The organism is Actinoallomurus vinaceus (assembly GCF_039542055.1).
Taxonomy (GTDB): domain Bacteria; phylum Actinomycetota; class Actinomycetes; order Streptosporangiales; family Streptosporangiaceae; genus Actinoallomurus; species Actinoallomurus vinaceus.
In genome coordinates this window covers 159,522-175,073 of record NZ_BAABHK010000013.1, presented here as the reverse complement: position 1 = coordinate 175,073, position 15,552 = coordinate 159,522, and the positions used below count along the sequence as shown (strand labels likewise).

Here is a 15,552-nt window from a genome sequence, read left to right as displayed (position 1 = left end):
CGACTGGACGGCTTGGCGGAGCGTGCCGCCGGGCGTGACTGGGCGCTCGCGGAACGGGCCGTCGGCCGTCGCTGGGCGCTCGCGGAGCGGGCCGTCGGCCGTCACCGGACGCTTGCGAAACGGGTCGCCGGGCGTGACTGGACGGCCTCGCGGAGCGGGCCACCGAGCGTCACCGGGCGCCTCGCGGAGCCTGCCGCCGGGCGTGACCGGGCGCCGAGCGGGTCACCGAGCGTCTTGCGGAGCGGGCCGTCTGGCGTTACTGGACGGCCTCGGCGGTCGTGCCGACCAGGCCCATGGCGAGGCGGGACCAGCCGTTGATGAAGCGCTCTTCGTCGATGCGGTTGGGTGCGGCGTACAGGGCGTCCTGGGCGAGCCAGTAGTTGACGATCGCCCCGCCGAGGGAGAGGGCGACGGCGTCCCAGTCCTCGTCGATTCCGGCCATCTCCGGCTGACCGGACAGCCACTTGCCGAACAGGTCGTAGAGGGGGTTGGCGATGCCCTCGCGCATCTCGGCGACGAGGTTGGGGAACTTGTCCAGATCGCGGAAGAGGACCCGGATGAGGTCGGCCTCCTCCCGCATCTTGGCCAGGCCCGCCGACGCGGCCACGCGCAGCCGGTCGACCAGCGGCTGGTCCTGGATTCCGGCCGACTGCTCGAAGGTCGTGGCGATCTGCTCGGCCGTACGGGCGATGTGCTCGCGCACGGCGGCTGCCAGAACCTCTTCTTTGGAGCGGAAGTGGCGGTAGAGCCCACCGGCACCGGGGGACAGGCCGGCCGCGGCCTCGATCTCCGCCACGGATGTCGCGGCGTAGCCTCGCTCGGCGAACAGCCGGAGCGCCTCGGCGACGATCCGTTCTCGGGTAGATCTCTGCATTTTCGTGTGCTCCTCCGAGAAAGAGCGTAAGCCATGGAACGGTCGCTCGATGTCGGACGGATTCGTCGTCTCACGCGGTGTGACAGTGCGCGTACGCGCGCGGCTGTCAGCGAATCCGCCGGATCAGCCCGGCGCCCACCCTTCCGGCGATGAGGTACACGACGGCGGCGATCCCGTAGTTGACGAGCACCGCCACGCGTTCGTCCTTGGGCGTGAACATGTCCCGGAACTCCCACGCGAGCCCCTCCGCCCGGTCGTTCACCGTGCGGACGATCGGGTTGGCGGGATTCGCGGAGAACACGACGAAGGCGATGTGCAGGGCCAACACCACCGTGACGACCGTCGCGGCGACCGCGACCACGGTGGCCGCGACGCCTGCGGCCCTGGCCAGGCCCCTTCGGAGTGGATCGCCGTCCGGCCGGTGTCGGCCGGCCTGCGGAACGGTCCGATCGGCGGAGGACTCGTCTCGGCCGGAATCCTGGGCGACATTTCCTGACTTACTGCGCCATCTCGCCATTTTCTTTTCTTACTCTCGGGATCGGTTTGCCGTCGGTGTGGTTCGGAGGGCGGTCACTGGGTATATCCCGCATCACGTAACCGCAGTTACGGGCTTGTAATTAATGCGAGCTCGGCCGGTGACCAGATCAATAGATCCAGATTTCGCGCAGACTCCGCGCCCTCCCACTCGGATCCCGTCGCATCGCCACTACCGGGAGGGCGCGGGCACGCGTGACTCGGCATGGTCCGTACCCTAAGGCGCGTGCTCGCTGTGGGATTCGATCTGGACATGACCCTTGCCGATACCCGTACGGGGATCGCCGCGGCCTTCGAGAGGCTGTCGGCGGAGACCGGGGTGCCCATCGATACGGCCGCCGTGGTCTCGCGCCTCGGCCCGCCGCTGGAGACCGAACTCGCCTACTGGTACCCGCCCGAGGACGTCCCGGAGTTGGCCGCGCGGTACCGCGCCTTCTACGGCGAGGTCGCCGTGCCCCGTACGTCCCCGATGCCGGGTGCGAGCGCGGCCGTCGACGCCGTACGGGCCCGTGGCGGACGCGTCATCGTCGTCACCGCCAAGAACCAGCGCGACGCCGAGGCGACCGTCCGGTTCCTCGGCCTTAACGTCAACGCCGTGGCCGGCGGGCTGTTCGGCGCCGGGAAGGGCTCGGCGTTGACGGAGTTCGGCGCGACGGCGTACGCCGGGGACCACGTCGCCGACATCGACGCCGCCCGAGCGGCGGGCGCCCGCAGCGTCGCGATCGCCACCGGCCCGTACGATTCGGAGGCGCTGCGGGCCTACGGAGCCGATATCGTGTTGCCCGATTTGCGGGGATTCCCGGACACTTTGAACGAACTGATCAACCCTGGTTCCCCGTCGAGGCAATAACCTTGATGTGACCCGCCCGGACAAGAGCTAGCAACGAGGTCCCCTGTGCCCACTGGCAAGGTCAAGTGGTACGACGCCGACAAGGGATTCGGCTTCCTCACCCGCGATGACGGTGGTGAGGTGTTCGTTCATTCCTCCGCGCTGCCCGGCGGCGTGACCTCGCTCAAGCCGGGGCAGCGCGTCGAGTTCGGGGTCGTCGAGGGCCGCAAGGGACAGCAGGCGCTGAGCGTCCGCACGCTCGACAACCCGCCGTCGGTGGTCAAGGGCAAGCGCAAGAAGCCCGACGAGATGGTGGAGATGGTCGAGGACCTGATCAAGCTCCTCGACGGCATCTCCACGACCTACCGCCGGGGCAAGCACCCCGAGGGCAAGATCGCCAAGAAGATCGGCGAGGTCCTGCGCGCGGTGGCGGACGACCTCGATCCGCAGTAGTCACGCGGCCGTGCCGACGATGCTCGGCGCGTCCTTGGGGTAGTGGTCGCACGGTGGTGCCGGCGACGCTCGGCGGGCCCTCGGGCGGCGATCGCAAGGTAGTCCTGGCGGCCGCTCGGCGCGTCCTTCGGGCGGTGGTCACGCGGTCGTGTCGGCGACGCTCGGCTCACCCTCGGCGGCGCGCTCGCGGCGTCGTACGGCGCGGCGGCCGCTGCGCCGGGACGCCAGCGTGACCAGGGACAGCGCGAGCGCGCCCGCCACGAAGGCGAGGGCGAGGTGGCCGTTCGAGGCGACGATCGACATGCCGAGCCCGGTCAGCCCGCCGACCACCCAGACGAGCTGGTGCACCGTCTCCGTCACGGCGAACGTCGACGAGCGGACCTCCTCGCCGATCTCTCGTTGCACGATCGCGTCCAGGCCGAGCTTGCCCAGCGACTGACCGAGCGCGCCGACGAACGCCACCACGAGCGCGGCGACGAGGCCGAAGAACGCCGCGCACACCGCCGCCGTCACCGTCGCGGTCGCCAGCGTGCCGAAAACGATCGCGCGCGGCGCCCGCGCCTTGACCAGCGCGCCCAGGCCGGTTCCGGCCAGCCCGCCCGCACCGGCGGAGGCCGCCAGCAGACCGAGCGCGATGTTGGGTGAGACCGGCTGGACGAACCCCTTGGTCCGCAGCAGGAACGCCAGATAGAGGATCAGGAACCCGGCGAACGCCCGCAGGGCCGCGTTCGCGAGCATCGCCTCCCCGACCACCGGCCCGACCCGCAACAGGGTCCGCCAGCGGCCCCCGCCGCTCGCCCGGGCCTCCTCCGGGTCCCCCGGCCGGGCATCCGTTTCGGGCGTGTCGACGTGGGACGGCAGCCGCATGGCGGAGATCGCGCCGATCATGAAGACGACCGTCGCGACGCGCAGGGCCCAGCCGGCGTTCGTCACGGCGACCAGACCGGCCCCGAGCGGCGCCACGATCGACGCGGCGACCAGGCCCGTGAAGGACGCGCGGGCGTTCGCGGTGACCAGCGCGAGGCCGTCGGGCAGCACCCGCGGCGTGACGGCGCTGCGGGACACCCCGAACGCCTTCGACAGCACGAGCGCCCCGAACGCCGCTGGCATCAGCGTCACCGGGTCCTTGTGCAGGACCGCCCCGGCCATCCCCCAGCACAGCAGGCCGCGCGCCAGCATCGTCCCGGCGATCGCGATGCGCCGGGCGTGGCGCATGTGGTCGAGCACCGGCCCGATCAAGGGCGCGACCAGCGCGAACGGCGCCATGGTGACCAGTAGGTAAAGGGCGACCTGGCCCCGGGCCTGCTGAACGTCAAGGTTGAAGAACATCGTGCCCGCCAGCGCGACCGCGATCAGCGCGTCCCCGGCGCTGTTGAGCGCGCCCAACTCGATCAGGCCGCCCAGTCCGCTGCCGCCCGCGCCCCCGGCGTGCGTGGCCCGGCGCGTCGTCCGGGCGGCCTTCCGGGCCACCCCGCGCATCGACCGTCCGGCGGCGCGCGTACGTGACCACAAACTCATGCCGTCAAGTCTGCCTCTTCCCGGCGAACCCATGCCCATCGATGAGCGACAATCGTGTATGTGAGTCCTGTGCGTTCCACCAGTCCGGCCGCCACGAGGCGGAGCCGTACCCCCGTGATCGACGCCATCGCCGCCGAGGCCGTCGATCTGGCACGCGCGGCGGCCGAGGAGACCTCCCGGCCGGAGTTCGTCGGCGAGCACCTCGGCATGGTCCCCGAGGGGGACCGGGTCGTCAGCCACTACTTCGCCTGCCTCGACCCGGCCTACCACGGCTGGCGCTGGGCCGTCTCGGTCGTCCGCGCCTCCCGCGCCAAGCACGCCACCGTCAGCGAGAGCGTCCTGCTGCCCGGCGAAGACGCCATGCTCGCTCCCGAATGGGTGCCGTGGAGCGACCGGCTGCGCCCCGGCGACCTCGGCCCCGGCGACCTGCTGCCGACGCCGGCCGACGACCCGCGCCTGGCGCCCGGATTCACGAGTACGGAGCAGATCGACGCCGAGCTCGGCTGGGAGCTGGGCCTCGGCAAGGCCCGCGTGCTCTCCGCCGAGGGCCGCGACGACGCCGCCGCCCGGTGGTACGGAGGGGAGTCCGGCCCGGAGGCGCCGGTCGCCCGTTCCGCGCCGGCGCAGTGCGAGACCTGCGGTTTCTTCGTGCCGCTCGCGGGCTCGCTGCGACAGGTGTTCGGCGTGTGCGCCAACGAGTACGCCCCCGACGACGGCAAGGTCGTCTCCGTCGACCACGGGTGCGGCGCCCACTCCGAGGCGGTGGTGGCGCCGCCCTCGGCCGAGGTCGCGCCGCCGATCGTCGACGAGATGGGCTATGACGTGATGCCGTCGGCCGTGCTGACCGACGAGGAGGCCCTCGGCCACAGCTGACCGCCGCCCGGGACGTCGCTCGGACACAGGCCGGGAGGCCGCTTGGGCACAGGTCGAGAGGTCGGTTCGGGTGCAGGCCGGGAGGCCGCTTGGGCACAGGCCGGGAGGTCGGTCGGGTGCAGGTTGGTCGGGTAAAGCTCGGCGGGTGAAGTTCGTCGGGTGAAGCTTGTCGGGAAAGTCCGGCAGTCGTGGAGAGGTACGACATGGACGACCCGTTCGGCACTGCGGCGATCCGTGCCCGGGTGCTGGATGCCTGGGCGGCGTCGCCGGCCCGGTTCCGCGAGGACGCCAACGCTGAAGAGGATCACACGCGGGGCGGCTACCGCGACCGGGTGATCGTCGAGCTGGCGCAGAACGCCGCCGACGCGGCCGCCCGTGCCGGCGTTCCCGGCCGGATCCGGTTCACCCTGCGCGACGGCGTGCTGAGCGCCGCCAACGTCGGCGCGCCGCTGGACGCCGCCGGGGTCGAGGCGCTGAGCACACTGCGGGCCTCCGCCAAACGCGACGAGGCCCACACGGTCGGCCGGTTCGGCGTCGGTTTCGCCGCCGTCGTCGCGGTCAGCGACGAGCCGTCCATCGCCTCCGGTGGGGTGGCGGTCGCCTGGTCGGCCGAGCGCACCCGCGAGGCGGTCGCGCGGATCCCCGCCGCTGCGGAACTGGACCGCCGCGGCGGCCACGTGCCGGTCCTGCGCCTGCCCTTCGCCGCGCCCGCCGGGCCGGTCGCGGAGGCGCCCGCCGGATCGGTTACGCAGGCCGCGTCTGCCACGCCGGTTTCGGATGCCGCGCCTGCTGGGCCGGTTTCGGGTGCCGGGTCCGCTGGGCCAGTTGCGGAGGCCGCGTCCGCCGGATCGGTTGCGGAGGCCGCGTCTGCTGGGTCGGTTGTGCAGGCCGGGTCTGCTGGGTCGGTTCCGGATGCCGCGCTCGAGGGGCCGGTTTCGGAAGCCGCGTCCGCCGGATCGGTTGCGGAGGCGGCGTCCGCTAGGCCGGTTGCGGGGGCCGCGCCTGCCGGGTCGGTTCCGGAGGGGTACGACACGCTCGTTCGGCTGCCGCTGCGCGACGCGGACGCCGAGACGCTGGTCCGGCGGCTGCTCGCCGAGACCGGCCCGGCCCTGCTCCTGTCCCTGCCCGCCCTCGCCGAGATCGCCATCGAGGTCGACGGCGAGGCCCGTACGCTCCACGCCACCTGGGACCCGCCGGCCGAAGGGGACGCGACCGGCTCGGTCACCGTGAACGGCACGACCTGGCGCACCGCCGAGGCCCACGGGGAGATCGCGGCGGACCTGCTGGCGGACCGACCGGTCGAGGAGCGGCCCTACTGGCAGGTCCGCTGGGCGGTCGCCGACGAGCCGCTGCCCGACGACGTACCGGCCGTGGTCCACGCGCCGACGCCGAGCGACGAGCCGCTCGGCCTGCCCGCGCTGCTCATCGCGTCGTTCCCACTCGCCCCCGACCGGCGGCACATCGCCCCCGGACCGCTGACCGACTTCCTCATCGAGCGGGCGGCCGAGGCGTACACCGCGCTGCTGCCGCCGGACCCGCGCCTCCTCGACCTGGTGCCCGGCCCGGTCGCCAAGGGCGAGTTGGACGCCCGGCTGCGCCGCGCGATCCTCGCCCGCCTCCCCGACCTGCCGCTCCTACCGACCGTCCCCGAGACTCGCGGGCCGGACCTCGCCGAGCCCGCGGCCGATGCGGACCCTGCCCGCTCCGGCGCCGATGCGGGCCCTTCCCGCTCCGGGGCCGAGCCGGGCATCGTTCGGCCCGGGGCCGAGCCGGGCATCGCTCGGTCCGGCGAGGAGACGGGCCTTGCCCGGTCCGGGGACGAGGCGTATCTCGCCCGGCCCGGGGGCGAGGTGGGTTTTGTCCGGGCGGGCGGCGAGGCGAGTGCGGCGGCGGAGCTGGCGTGGAGCGACGGACCGGTTCGGGTCCGGGGACGGGACGCCGTGGTCGTGGACGGCTCGGCGGCGCTCACGGAGGTGCTGGCGGAGGTCGTGCCCGGCCTGCTGCCCACCGGCTGGCCGGCCCGTCATCCGGCCCTGGTCGCGCTCGGCGTCCGCCGTCTGGGCCTCGCCGACGTCGCCGACCTACTCGCCGGTCTGGACCGCGAGCCCGTGTGGTGGCGGCGTCTGTACGCCGCGCTGGACGGCGCCGACCGCGACGCGCTCACCGGGCTGCCGGTGCCTCTCGCCGACGGCCGTACCGTACGCGGCCCGCGCGGGCTGCTCGTCACCGACCCCGAGGGGCTCGACGCCCTCGGCCTGCGCGTCGTCCATCCGGAGGCCACGCACCCGCTGCTGCTGCGGCTCGGCGCCGTCGAGGCCGGGCCACGCGCCGTCCTCACCGACCCGGCGACGCGCGGGGCGGTCGCCGCGTCGTACGACGAGGAGGACCCGGAGCCGATCTGGCACGCCGTCCTCACCCTCGTGGCCCGCGCCCACCTGCGGCCGGGTGAGGAGCCGTGGCTGGCCGAGCTCGCGCTGCCCGGCGACGACGGCGAGCCGTACCCGGCCGGCGAGCTTCTGCTGCCGGGCGCGCCGCTGGCCGAGGTGATGGCCGACGACGCGCCGTTCGGCGTCGTGGACGCCGACCTGGTCGAGCGGTACGGCGCGGAGGTGCTCGAGGCCGCCGGGGTGCTGCGGACGTTCGCGCTCGTCCGGGCCGAGGACGTCATCGAGCCGGAGTTCCACCTCGACGGCGAGGAGGAGTGGGCGGAGCCGTTCGACGCCGGGTACGTCATCCCGGAGTTCACGGCAGTGCGCGACCTGGAGTTCGTCGCCGACTGGCGGGCGGCTCTGCGGCTGCTGGCCGAGCCGGACCTGCGCGCCGCCGTCGTGAACCCCGCCCGCGTCGTCCTCGCCGACGGCCGCCAGGTGGACGTCCCCTCGTACACCGCGTGGTGGCTGCGCCGGCACCCCGTCCTGGACGGCCGCCGACCCGGGGAACTGTGCCTGGGCGAGGACCTGGCCGACCTGTACGACCCGGCCCCGGCGGATCTGGACCCACGCGTCGCCGCGGCGCTCGGCGTACGCACCGGCGTCGACGCGCTGCTGGCCGAGCCCGACGGCCCCGCCGAGCTCCTCGACCGCCTCGCCGACCCGGCCCGTACGGTGTCCCGCGAGCGGCTGCGGGAGCTGTGGGCCGCGCTGGCCCGTACGGACCTGGACGTCGACCCGCCGGACCACGTACGGGCCCTGGTGGACGGCGAGCCGGAGGTCGTCCCGGCCGAGGACGCCATCGTCGTCGACCGTCCCGACCTGCTGCCGCTTCTACACGGCCAGCCGCTGCTGTTCGTCCCGCCGCACGTCGCGGACGCGCTCGAGCTCTCCCTGGGCGGCGAGGAGGTCCCCGGCGTCGTCGAGTCGGCCGGCGAGGAGCGTCCGGTGCCCGCGGTGGCACGGGTGGTCCTCGCCGAGGCACCGGAGACGTACGTCCACCACGAGCGCCTCGTCGTGGACGGCCAGGAGGTCGCCTGGTGGTACGGCGACGGTACCGTCCACGCGAGCGGTCCGGCCGGCCTGGCCCGGGGCCTGGCGTGGGCGTGCGACCGCTGGCCCGACCGCCTGCTCGCCGAGGCCGCCCTTCGCGAGCCGGAGAATCTCCCGGACCTCCTCGCCGAGGAGGACCTGGGCGCCTGATCGCGGACGCACCTGATCTGTGCGCGGCCGGTGACCGGTCCGTCACCCGGACTGAATTAGGTCCCAGGTCCCTTGTGTGCCGCCGGAGCAGAGCCGTAGGTTCCGGCTGTCCATTTCCGGAGATCTCGGGAGACCCCTGGGTGACGCGGGTGGTTACGGGGTGACGCATATCAGTCCGACACCGGACGAATCAGCGGCCGACACACCTGGCGACAAGAACGCCGACGGCCTCCCCGAAGGGGACCAGATCCGGGGGAGCCGGCCGCGCCCGCCGGCGGTCCTCTCGGCGTTGGCCCTGCAGTTCCGGGCCGCTCCCGTCGGTGCGTCGCTGCTCGTGTGCGTCACGGCCGCCTACGGCGTCGGGCCGGCCGTCATGGCGTGGCTCGGCAAGCTGCTGTTCGACGAGCTCGGTGGTGGCCACGCCGACGCGGGGCGAGCCGTCGCGTTGGGCACGGCGATGGCATTGACCGGCGCCCTCACCGCGGTCCTCGGGCAGGTGGGCGGCTACCTCGACGAACTGGTCCGCCAGCGTCTCGTCGTGAACGTCGAGCGCCGGCTGTTCGCCAAGGTGAACGAGTTCCGGGGGCTGCGCAGGTTCGAGGACCCGGCCTTCCACGACCGGCTGAGGCTGGCTCAGCAGGCATCCCAGGACGCGCCGCACAACATCACGCTCTTCGGGCAGCAGGTCGTCCAGACCGTCGCCTCGGTCGGGGGGTTCCTCGGGGTGCTGCTCTCGGTGTGGCCGCCGATGGCGGCACTGCTGCTCGCCTCGTGTGCCGCCGCGCTGATCTCCCGGCTGGCGATAGCCCGCCGTCAGGTGGAGGTCTCCGAGGCCGTGTCGGCCAAGTACCGGCGCCGGATGTTCTACCGTTCCCTGCTCACGGATCCTCGGGCGGCGAAGGAGATACGCCTCTTCGGGCTGGGCGGCTTTCTCCACGGGCGGCTGGTGAGCGCCGTCGGCGGCGCGACGGAGGCGGAGCTGGCGGTCACGCGGCGCGTCGCGCTGACCCAGTCCGGGTTCGCCGTGCTCAACGGCGTGGTGACGGGCTTCGGCATCCTCGTGGTGGTGATCGGTGCGGCTCACCAGCGCTTCACCGTCGGCGACGTGACGCTGTTCATCGCCGCGGCGGCGGGCGTGCAGGGAGCGTTCGGCGGTGTCGTCCTCCAGGCCGGGTCGGCGGCCGAGGCGGTTCGGCTGTTCGGCCATTTCCTGGACCTGATGGAGGACCGCGACGACCTCGTGGCGGGTAACGGGCCGGCACCGCCCCTGCGGGGGCAGGTGGAGCTCCGCGACGTGTGGTTCCGGTACGACAAGGACGGCCCGTGGGTGCTGCGCGGCGTGAATCTGACCCTTCCGGCGGGTTCGTCGCTGGGCCTGGTCGGCGTCAACGGTGCGGGCAAGAGCACCCTCGTGAAGCTGCTGTGCCGGTTCTACGACCCGGAGCGCGGGGCGATCCTGTGGGACGGCGTCGACCTGCGGGACATGGACGTCGACGCCCTGCGCAGACGCATCGGCGTGACCTTCCAGGACTACATGACGTACGACCTCACCGCGGAGGAGAACATCGGCCTCGGCGATCTGCCGCGGGCCACGGACCGGGATCGGGTTCGCGCGGCGGCCCGGCTGGCCGGAATCGACGCCACGCTGCGACGCCTGCCGAACGGCTACGAGACGCAGCTCAGCCGCGTCCACCTCGACGAAGAGGACGGCGGCACGGGCGTGACGCTGTCGGGCGGGCAGTGGCAGCGGGTGGCCCTGGCCCGTTCGCTGATGCGTTCCGAGGCGGACCTGCTGATCCTCGACGAACCCAGCGCGGGGCTGGATCCCGAGGCCGAACACCAGATCCACCACACGCTCGGCGAGCACCGCGCCGGACGGACCGGCCTGCTCATCTCCCACCGGCTCAGCGCGCTGCGCGACGCCGACATGATCGCGGTTCTCGAGGACGGACGGATCTCCGAACTCGGATGCCACGACGACCTGATGGTCCTCGACGGCGGTTACGCCAGGCTCTTCAACCTCCAGGCCGCGGGCTACCGGCCCGCGGCCGTCTCCTCCGCCGCGCGCGGCGCGAACGACCAGAATGAGGTGGCTTCGTGACGCGTCGTGCGGTCGCCCGCCGGCCGGATTCCCTGCCCGTCCTCGCCGGCGTGACGGTGTTGCTCTGCGGCACCGCTGCGATCGTCCTTCGCTCGCGGCTGGCGCTGGTCCGGGTGACGGGGAGCAGCATGGCGCCCACCTTCGCCGACGGCGACCGCCTGCTGGTGCGTCGCACCGTACGACCACGGCGCGGGGACGTGGCGGTCTTTCGTAATCCCGTCGCAGGACCGGACACCGAGCCCGACCCGCCGTGGCTGGTGAAGCGTGTCGCGGCCGTACCGGGAGACCGGGTGCCGGAGGAGACGCTCGCCGCGGTCGGCGCCGCCCGCGGTGCCGTGGTGCCGCCCGGCCGTCTCATCGTGCGTGGCGACGCGGAGCGGAGCCTGGACTCCCGGCAGTTCGGATATGTCTCCGCGACCATGGTTCTGGGAACGGTGCTACGCCCGCTGTGAACACCGCGTCTTCGATCGTGTTCCGCCGAAAGAACGGGCGGCCTCCCATCGGCGTACGCCTTCCGGGAGACCGCCCGAACAACCGGCTTATCGGTTATCGACGACTAGCAACGCGTGGTCGTCTTAACGCACGGGCCGTTGCAGCTGTAGATGTACTTGTACCCACCAGAACACTTGCAGTACGTGCCGTGCTCGGGAACGCAAGCGCCGGCGGTCTGCTCCTTCAGCACTGCGCTCAGCAGCCTGTCGCTCATCGCGGCGAACATTCGAGTCACTGCAACCTCCTTAAGCGATGGAAATCGACTGGCTGTAATATATGTGGCTTCTCCGACCAAGATCAAGTCTTGCGCGGGGCTTTATTTCCAGCTATTCATAGAGGTATGTTCGCCCCTTGTTTGCATGCAAGGGGACTGTAGTCGGTAACGCTTATTCTATTGTTTATTGTCGGCGATTTCGCAACTCTATAAACGTTGAAATGGTTCCGGCTGTTCGAGTCTGATGTCTCACTCACCTGATCGGAGAGTCATCCATGCCCTACGTGGTCGCGGCACTGATCATCCTCGCCGTGGTCTGCCTGCTGAATCTCCTGCTGACGTACGGCATCATCCGTCGGCTGCGGTCGCAGAGCGGCGGGCATCATGACCCGGCCGAGGATCTGATGCTGCCGGTGGATGCGGTCGTACCGGAGTTCACCGCACGCACGACGACCGGTGGCACGGTCTCGCGGTCGACCGTGAGCGGCGGTGTCATCGCGTTCTTCTCTCCCGGCTGCGGCGCCTGCGAAGTGCAGCTACCGCGCTTTGTCGACCTCGCCCGTACGCTCGCCGGAGACGAGGACCGGCCCGTTCTCGCGGTCCTCCACGGCGGCGAAGAGGAGACCCGGGAGCACCTCGCCGCGCTGACGTCGGTCACCGACGTCGTCGTTGAACAGCCGGACGGTCCGATCGGCACGGCCTTCGACGTGTCCGGCTACCCGACATTCGCCCTGATCGACGCGGACGGGAAGATCACGGCGAGCTCCTTCGCGGTGAACCGGCTTCCGCTCCCGGCCGCGGCCGCTTCCGTCGCGCGCGCCGAATAGGCGCTGTGGCCGGACGGCGGGATCGCCTGGAGGGTGGACCGGCTGCTCGGGCGGCCGGTCCGCCCTCGTCCCTCGCGGTCTTCCCGCCGCCAGGGTCGGGGGGCGTCGCCGTCGGCGGTCAGGATGTCGAGCCGGCGGATCAGGCGGTCGCCTTCACGGGTCATGATGTGCTCGCCGCGGTCGGCGCGGCCCACGGGCGGTGGTGCCATCCGACTGTCTTGTCGTGCGTGGCGACGCGGAGCGAAGCCTGGACTCCAGGCAATTGGCTACATCTCGGCGGCCACCGTGCTGGGGACGGTGCTGCGGCCCCTTTGAGAACCGCCGTATCGATCGTGGCGCGAAACGAGCGGCCCCCCATTGGCGCACGCTTTCCGGGGAGCCGCCCGGACAGTCGAATTATCGGCTATCGCCCACTAGCAACGGCCGTCGTCCCACCGGCAGATGCCGTTGCAGTCGAAGATGTACTGCCACCCGTTCAGGCATTTGCAGGGTGAGCCGTGCTCGGGAACGCATGCGCCGGCCGACTGTTCTTTGAGGACTGCGCCCAGCAGCCTGTCGCTCATCGCGCCCAACAATCGAGACACCTGCAACCTCCTTAAACCGCCGGAAATCGGTTGGGTGAAACCTATGCCGCTTCCGGACCAAGATCAAGTCTTGTGTGAAAAGGCGGTGCAAGCTACCAATGGAGGTATGGTCGCTCCTATTTGTCGGTGCGATCGGTATTGGTTTTTCCATCATTCCGATGCCGAATAGGCGAAAGCGGTCACGTACCGGAAGTCAGGGTGTCGAGCCAGCGGATCAGGCGGTCGCCTTCACGGGTCATGATGTCGGGGTCGCGCAGGGCGTTGGTGAGGAGCGACATGCCCTGGTAGCCGGCGACGAGCGTGACGGCGAGGTCGCCGGGGTCGGGGAGGCCGAGCGCGCGGAACTGGTCTTCCGCCCAGTCCAGCAGCACGCGGATGACCCGGCCCACCTCCCGGTCGAGGGTGCCGTCGGCGCGTTTGTCGAGTTCGGCGGCGAGGGTGCCGGTGGGGCAGCCATAGCGGGCGGCGGTGTCGCGTTGGCTCACCCATGCCTCGACCAGGGCCTTGAGGCGGTCGAGGGGGTCGGGGAGCTTGTCGAGCTCGGCGGTGAGCTCGGCCAGCGACCCTTCGTGTTCGGACAGGGCGGCCTGGACCAGCTCGTCCTTGGTCTTGAAGTAGTAGTAGACGTTCCCGACGGGGACGTCGGCGGTCTTGGCGATGTCGGCGATCGTGGTGCGCTCGACCCCTTGCCGGTGGAGGACCTGGGCGGCCGCCGCCGTCAGGCGGCGGCGCTTGTCCACTCCGCGCACCCGGGACTTCGTTGAGTCAGTCACCCAACTAACTATAGACGGTCGCTCTGGACGGAGCGCTCAGGCTGCGTCACCGCGCCCCCAGGACCACAACGCCTCCAGGACCGGAGCCAGGGCACGGCCCCGGTCCGTCAGCGCGTACGTCACGCGCGGTGGCCAGGCGGGGGTCCGGTGACGTTCCAGGATCCCTGCCTCGGTCAGCTGCGCCAGCCGTTCGGAGAGCACCTTGTCCGACAGGCCCGTGAGGGCGGCGGCGAGCCGGGAATAGCTCAGCTCACCGGAGCGCAGGAACTCACCGAGGATCAGCGGGGTCCAGCGTCCCCGGAGCGCGCCGAGGGCGATCTCGACGGGACAGTTCGGGTTCGGCTCGACGACCGGGCCGGAACAGGCGTCCAGCAATTCCCTGCCGTGACCAACGCCTTGGTGAGCCACGAGCGTGCCTCCTAACGTCCTCGCGGACGATGCTCGACGAACGACGAGGAAGTGTCATGCGAGTACATCATCTGGACTGTGGATCCATGAGTGTGATCGCCCCGGTCGGTGAGGAGGTGCCGCCCGCGCGGGCGGTCTGCCACTGCCTGCTGATCGAGACGGACTCCGACGGCCTGGTCCTGGTGGACAGCGGATTCGGCGACGAGGATGTGGCGAACGCCCGCGAGAGGCTCGGCGCGGACTTCCTCGCCTTCGCCGAACCCGTCCTCGACCCCGGCCAGACCGCGCTCCGGCAGGTCGCCCGGCTGGGCTTCGACCCTGCGGACGTACGCCACATCGTGCTCACCCACCTGCACCGCGACCACACGGGCGGCCTTCCCGACTTCCCGCACGCCACGGTCCACCTCCACGAGGAGGAGTACCGGGCCGTCACCGATCCGGCCGCCGAGCATCACCGGGAGAGCGTCGAGCGCTTCATGCCGGCGCACCGGGCGCACGGCCCGCTTCTGACCCCGGCCCGGAGCCACCCCGGCGACTCCTGGTTCGGGATCGAGAACGTCGCCCGCCCGGAAGGCCTGGCAGCCGACATCCTGCTGGTGCCGCTCCCCGGGCACACGCCGGGGCACAGCGGCGTGGCCGTACGATCCGGCGACCGCTGGGCCCTCAACGCGGGAGACGCCTACTTCTACCACCGGGAGCTCGACGCGGACCCTCCCGTGTCCCACCCTGGGCTGGACCTGATTCAGCAGAGCGTCCAGGTCGACCCGGAAGCCCGGCTGGGCGCCCTGCACCGGCTGCGCGCCCTGCACCGCGTGCACGGCGACGAGGTCGACATCTTCTGCGCCCACGACCCGTGGGAGTTCCACCGCTCGGCCGAGTAGACCACGGCTTGGGAGGACGGCCTTGTCGCGCGGCAGGTCCACCCACGATCGGGTCGTCGGCCCGCTCCAGCGCAGGTGTCAGCCGGTCGTGTGGTCGGCGGAGTGCCGGTGGGCGGCGGCCTCGCGGGCACGCTGGAGGCGCGGGATGTACCAGCAGCCGAAGAGGCCCATCGCGCAGCCGACCACGCACACCCAGCGCCACCAGTGGTCGCGGGCGGGGAGCGGGACGATCAGGAGCACGATGAACGCCAGGGCGAACGCCGCGGCGCCGGCGGCCGCGGTCAGGACGTCGTTGGTCTTGATGGGCTCCGTGACGTGACGTCGCTCGCGACTCATGAGAATCAGCGTAACCGGCCGGCGTGATCGCCGCTGGATCGCGTTACGCCCTGGCGCCGTCCGAGCCGTACGGCCCGGGCGGCGAGAATTCGTCGATTTCCGCAGGTCCCGGGGTGCCGCGCAGGGGTGTGGTGCGTTACCTTCCCGGCAAGTGCTCGCCGGAGGGTTCGTCGACGGCCGGGCTCGGTGATCGGTGGCACGTTGTGCCGTTCTCCGGGAGGAG

16 protein-coding genes are annotated in these 15,552 nt (G+C 71.7%); 8 read left to right on the top strand and 8 right to left on the bottom strand.

The annotated features are described in order from the left end of the window. Positions 1-256: 256 nt before the first annotated feature. Both ABEA24_RS36960 and ABEA24_RS36955 read right to left on the bottom strand, forming a co-directional pair. On the bottom strand, positions 257-874 hold the full coding sequence (locus ABEA24_RS36960; RefSeq protein ID WP_345437191.1) for a TetR/AcrR family transcriptional regulator: 618 nt from the start codon (positions 872-874) through the stop codon (positions 257-259). A gap of 106 nt (positions 875-980) precedes the next feature. Further along, the gene (locus ABEA24_RS36955; RefSeq protein WP_345437189.1) at positions 981-1,391 is read right to left on the bottom strand and encodes a hypothetical protein; all 411 of its coding nucleotides are present in this window, start codon (positions 1,389-1,391) and stop codon (positions 981-983) included. Between the two features lie 243 nt (positions 1,392-1,634). Here ABEA24_RS36955 and ABEA24_RS36950 point away from each other — a divergent pair, with 243 nt between their 5' ends. Further along, positions 1,635-2,258: an HAD family hydrolase gene (locus ABEA24_RS36950; protein WP_345437187.1), complete on the top strand. Its 624-nt coding sequence runs from the start codon at positions 1,635-1,637 to the stop codon at positions 2,256-2,258. A 45-nt stretch (positions 2,259-2,303) separates the two neighbouring features. Continuing rightward, complete coding sequence (locus ABEA24_RS36945) at positions 2,304-2,690, top strand: cold-shock protein (RefSeq protein WP_345437185.1); 387 nt, start codon at positions 2,304-2,306, stop codon at positions 2,688-2,690. A 138-nt stretch (positions 2,691-2,828) separates the two neighbouring features. Here ABEA24_RS36945 and ABEA24_RS36940 read toward each other — a convergent pair whose 3' ends face one another. Continuing rightward, positions 2,829-4,208 (bottom strand): MFS transporter, encoded by a 1,380-nt coding sequence (locus ABEA24_RS36940; RefSeq protein ID WP_345437183.1) that lies wholly within the window; start codon positions 4,206-4,208, stop codon positions 2,829-2,831. A gap of 60 nt (positions 4,209-4,268) precedes the next feature. Here ABEA24_RS36940 and ABEA24_RS36935 point away from each other — a divergent pair, with 60 nt between their 5' ends. The 4 genes from ABEA24_RS36935 (at position 4,269) to ABEA24_RS36920 (ending at position 11,266) form a co-directional block, all read left to right on the top strand. Then, the gene (locus tag ABEA24_RS36935) at positions 4,269-5,081 is read left to right on the top strand and encodes a DUF3027 domain-containing protein (RefSeq protein ID WP_345437181.1); all 813 of its coding nucleotides are present in this window, start codon (positions 4,269-4,271) and stop codon (positions 5,079-5,081) included. 203 nt (positions 5,082-5,284) lie between these two features. Next, positions 5,285-8,713, top strand: a complete 3,429-nt coding sequence (locus tag ABEA24_RS36930; RefSeq protein WP_345437179.1) for a sacsin N-terminal ATP-binding-like domain-containing protein — start codon at positions 5,285-5,287, stop codon at positions 8,711-8,713. A gap of 160 nt (positions 8,714-8,873) precedes the next feature. Next, a complete protein-coding gene (locus ABEA24_RS36925; protein WP_345437177.1) occupies positions 8,874-10,814 on the top strand; it encodes an ABC transporter ATP-binding protein in 1,941 nt (646 codons plus the stop codon). Next, complete coding sequence (locus ABEA24_RS36920) at positions 10,811-11,266, top strand: S26 family signal peptidase (RefSeq protein WP_345437175.1); 456 nt, start codon at positions 10,811-10,813, stop codon at positions 11,264-11,266. The genes ABEA24_RS36925 and ABEA24_RS36920 overlap by 4 nt, the downstream gene beginning before the upstream one ends. 104 nt (positions 11,267-11,370) lie before the next feature. On the opposite strand, the gene ABEA24_RS36915 is transcribed toward ABEA24_RS36920, so the two are convergent. Continuing rightward, positions 11,371-11,541, bottom strand: coding sequence for a hypothetical protein (locus ABEA24_RS36915; protein ID WP_345437173.1), 171 nt, complete (start codon positions 11,539-11,541; stop codon positions 11,371-11,373). A gap of 254 nt (positions 11,542-11,795) precedes the next feature. Between ABEA24_RS36915 and ABEA24_RS36910 the strand changes: the two genes are divergently transcribed. Then, a complete protein-coding gene (locus ABEA24_RS36910) occupies positions 11,796-12,347 on the top strand; it encodes a TlpA family protein disulfide reductase (protein WP_345437171.1) in 552 nt (183 codons plus the stop codon). A 413-nt stretch (positions 12,348-12,760) separates the two neighbouring features. Here the strand turns inward: ABEA24_RS36910 and ABEA24_RS36905 are convergent, their stop codons facing one another. The 3 genes from ABEA24_RS36905 to ABEA24_RS36895 all read right to left on the bottom strand — a co-directional run bounded on the left by ABEA24_RS36905 (position 12,761) and on the right by ABEA24_RS36895 (position 14,112). After that, the gene (locus tag ABEA24_RS36905) at positions 12,761-12,931 is read right to left on the bottom strand and encodes a hypothetical protein (protein ID WP_345437169.1); all 171 of its coding nucleotides are present in this window, start codon (positions 12,929-12,931) and stop codon (positions 12,761-12,763) included. A 179-nt stretch (positions 12,932-13,110) separates the two neighbouring features. Beyond that, complete coding sequence (locus tag ABEA24_RS36900) at positions 13,111-13,704, bottom strand: TetR/AcrR family transcriptional regulator (RefSeq protein ID WP_345437166.1); 594 nt, start codon at positions 13,702-13,704, stop codon at positions 13,111-13,113. Positions 13,705-13,740: 36 nt separating this feature from the next. After that, entirely contained in the window at positions 13,741-14,112 is a 372-nt protein-coding gene (locus tag ABEA24_RS36895; RefSeq protein ID WP_345437164.1) for a winged helix-turn-helix transcriptional regulator, read from the bottom strand. Between the two features lie 86 nt (positions 14,113-14,198). Here ABEA24_RS36895 and ABEA24_RS36890 point away from each other — a divergent pair, with 86 nt between their 5' ends. After that, positions 14,199-14,993: an MBL fold metallo-hydrolase gene (locus ABEA24_RS36890; RefSeq protein WP_345437162.1), complete on the top strand. Its 795-nt coding sequence runs from the start codon at positions 14,199-14,201 to the stop codon at positions 14,991-14,993. Between the two features lie 78 nt (positions 14,994-15,071). Here ABEA24_RS36890 and ABEA24_RS36885 read toward each other — a convergent pair whose 3' ends face one another. After that, a complete protein-coding gene (locus ABEA24_RS36885; RefSeq protein WP_345437160.1) occupies positions 15,072-15,329 on the bottom strand; it encodes a DUF2530 domain-containing protein in 258 nt (85 codons plus the stop codon). Positions 15,330-15,552 lie beyond the last annotated feature (223 nt).

What these genes read in the sequence shown, in the direction of transcription:
- ABEA24_RS36960 (WP_345437191.1), bottom strand. Translation starts at nt 874, where the DNA reads ATGCAGAGATCTACCCGAGAACGGATCGTCGCCGAGGCGCTCCGGCTG.
- ABEA24_RS36955 (WP_345437189.1), bottom strand. Translation starts at nt 1,391, where the DNA reads ATGGCGAGATGGCGCAGTAAGTCAGGAAATGTCGCCCAGGATTCCGGC.
- ABEA24_RS36940 (WP_345437183.1), bottom strand. Translation starts at nt 4,208, where the DNA reads ATGAGTTTGTGGTCACGTACGCGCGCCGCCGGACGGTCGATGCGCGGG.
- ABEA24_RS36930 (WP_345437179.1), top strand. Translation starts at nt 5,285, where the DNA reads ATGGACGACCCGTTCGGCACTGCGGCGATCCGTGCCCGGGTGCTGGAT.
- ABEA24_RS36910 (WP_345437171.1), top strand. Translation starts at nt 11,796, where the DNA reads ATGCCCTACGTGGTCGCGGCACTGATCATCCTCGCCGTGGTCTGCCTG.
- ABEA24_RS36890 (WP_345437162.1), top strand. Translation starts at nt 14,199, where the DNA reads ATGAGTGTGATCGCCCCGGTCGGTGAGGAGGTGCCGCCCGCGCGGGCG.
- ABEA24_RS36885 (WP_345437160.1), bottom strand. Translation starts at nt 15,329, where the DNA reads ATGAGTCGCGAGCGACGTCACGTCACGGAGCCCATCAAGACCAACGAC.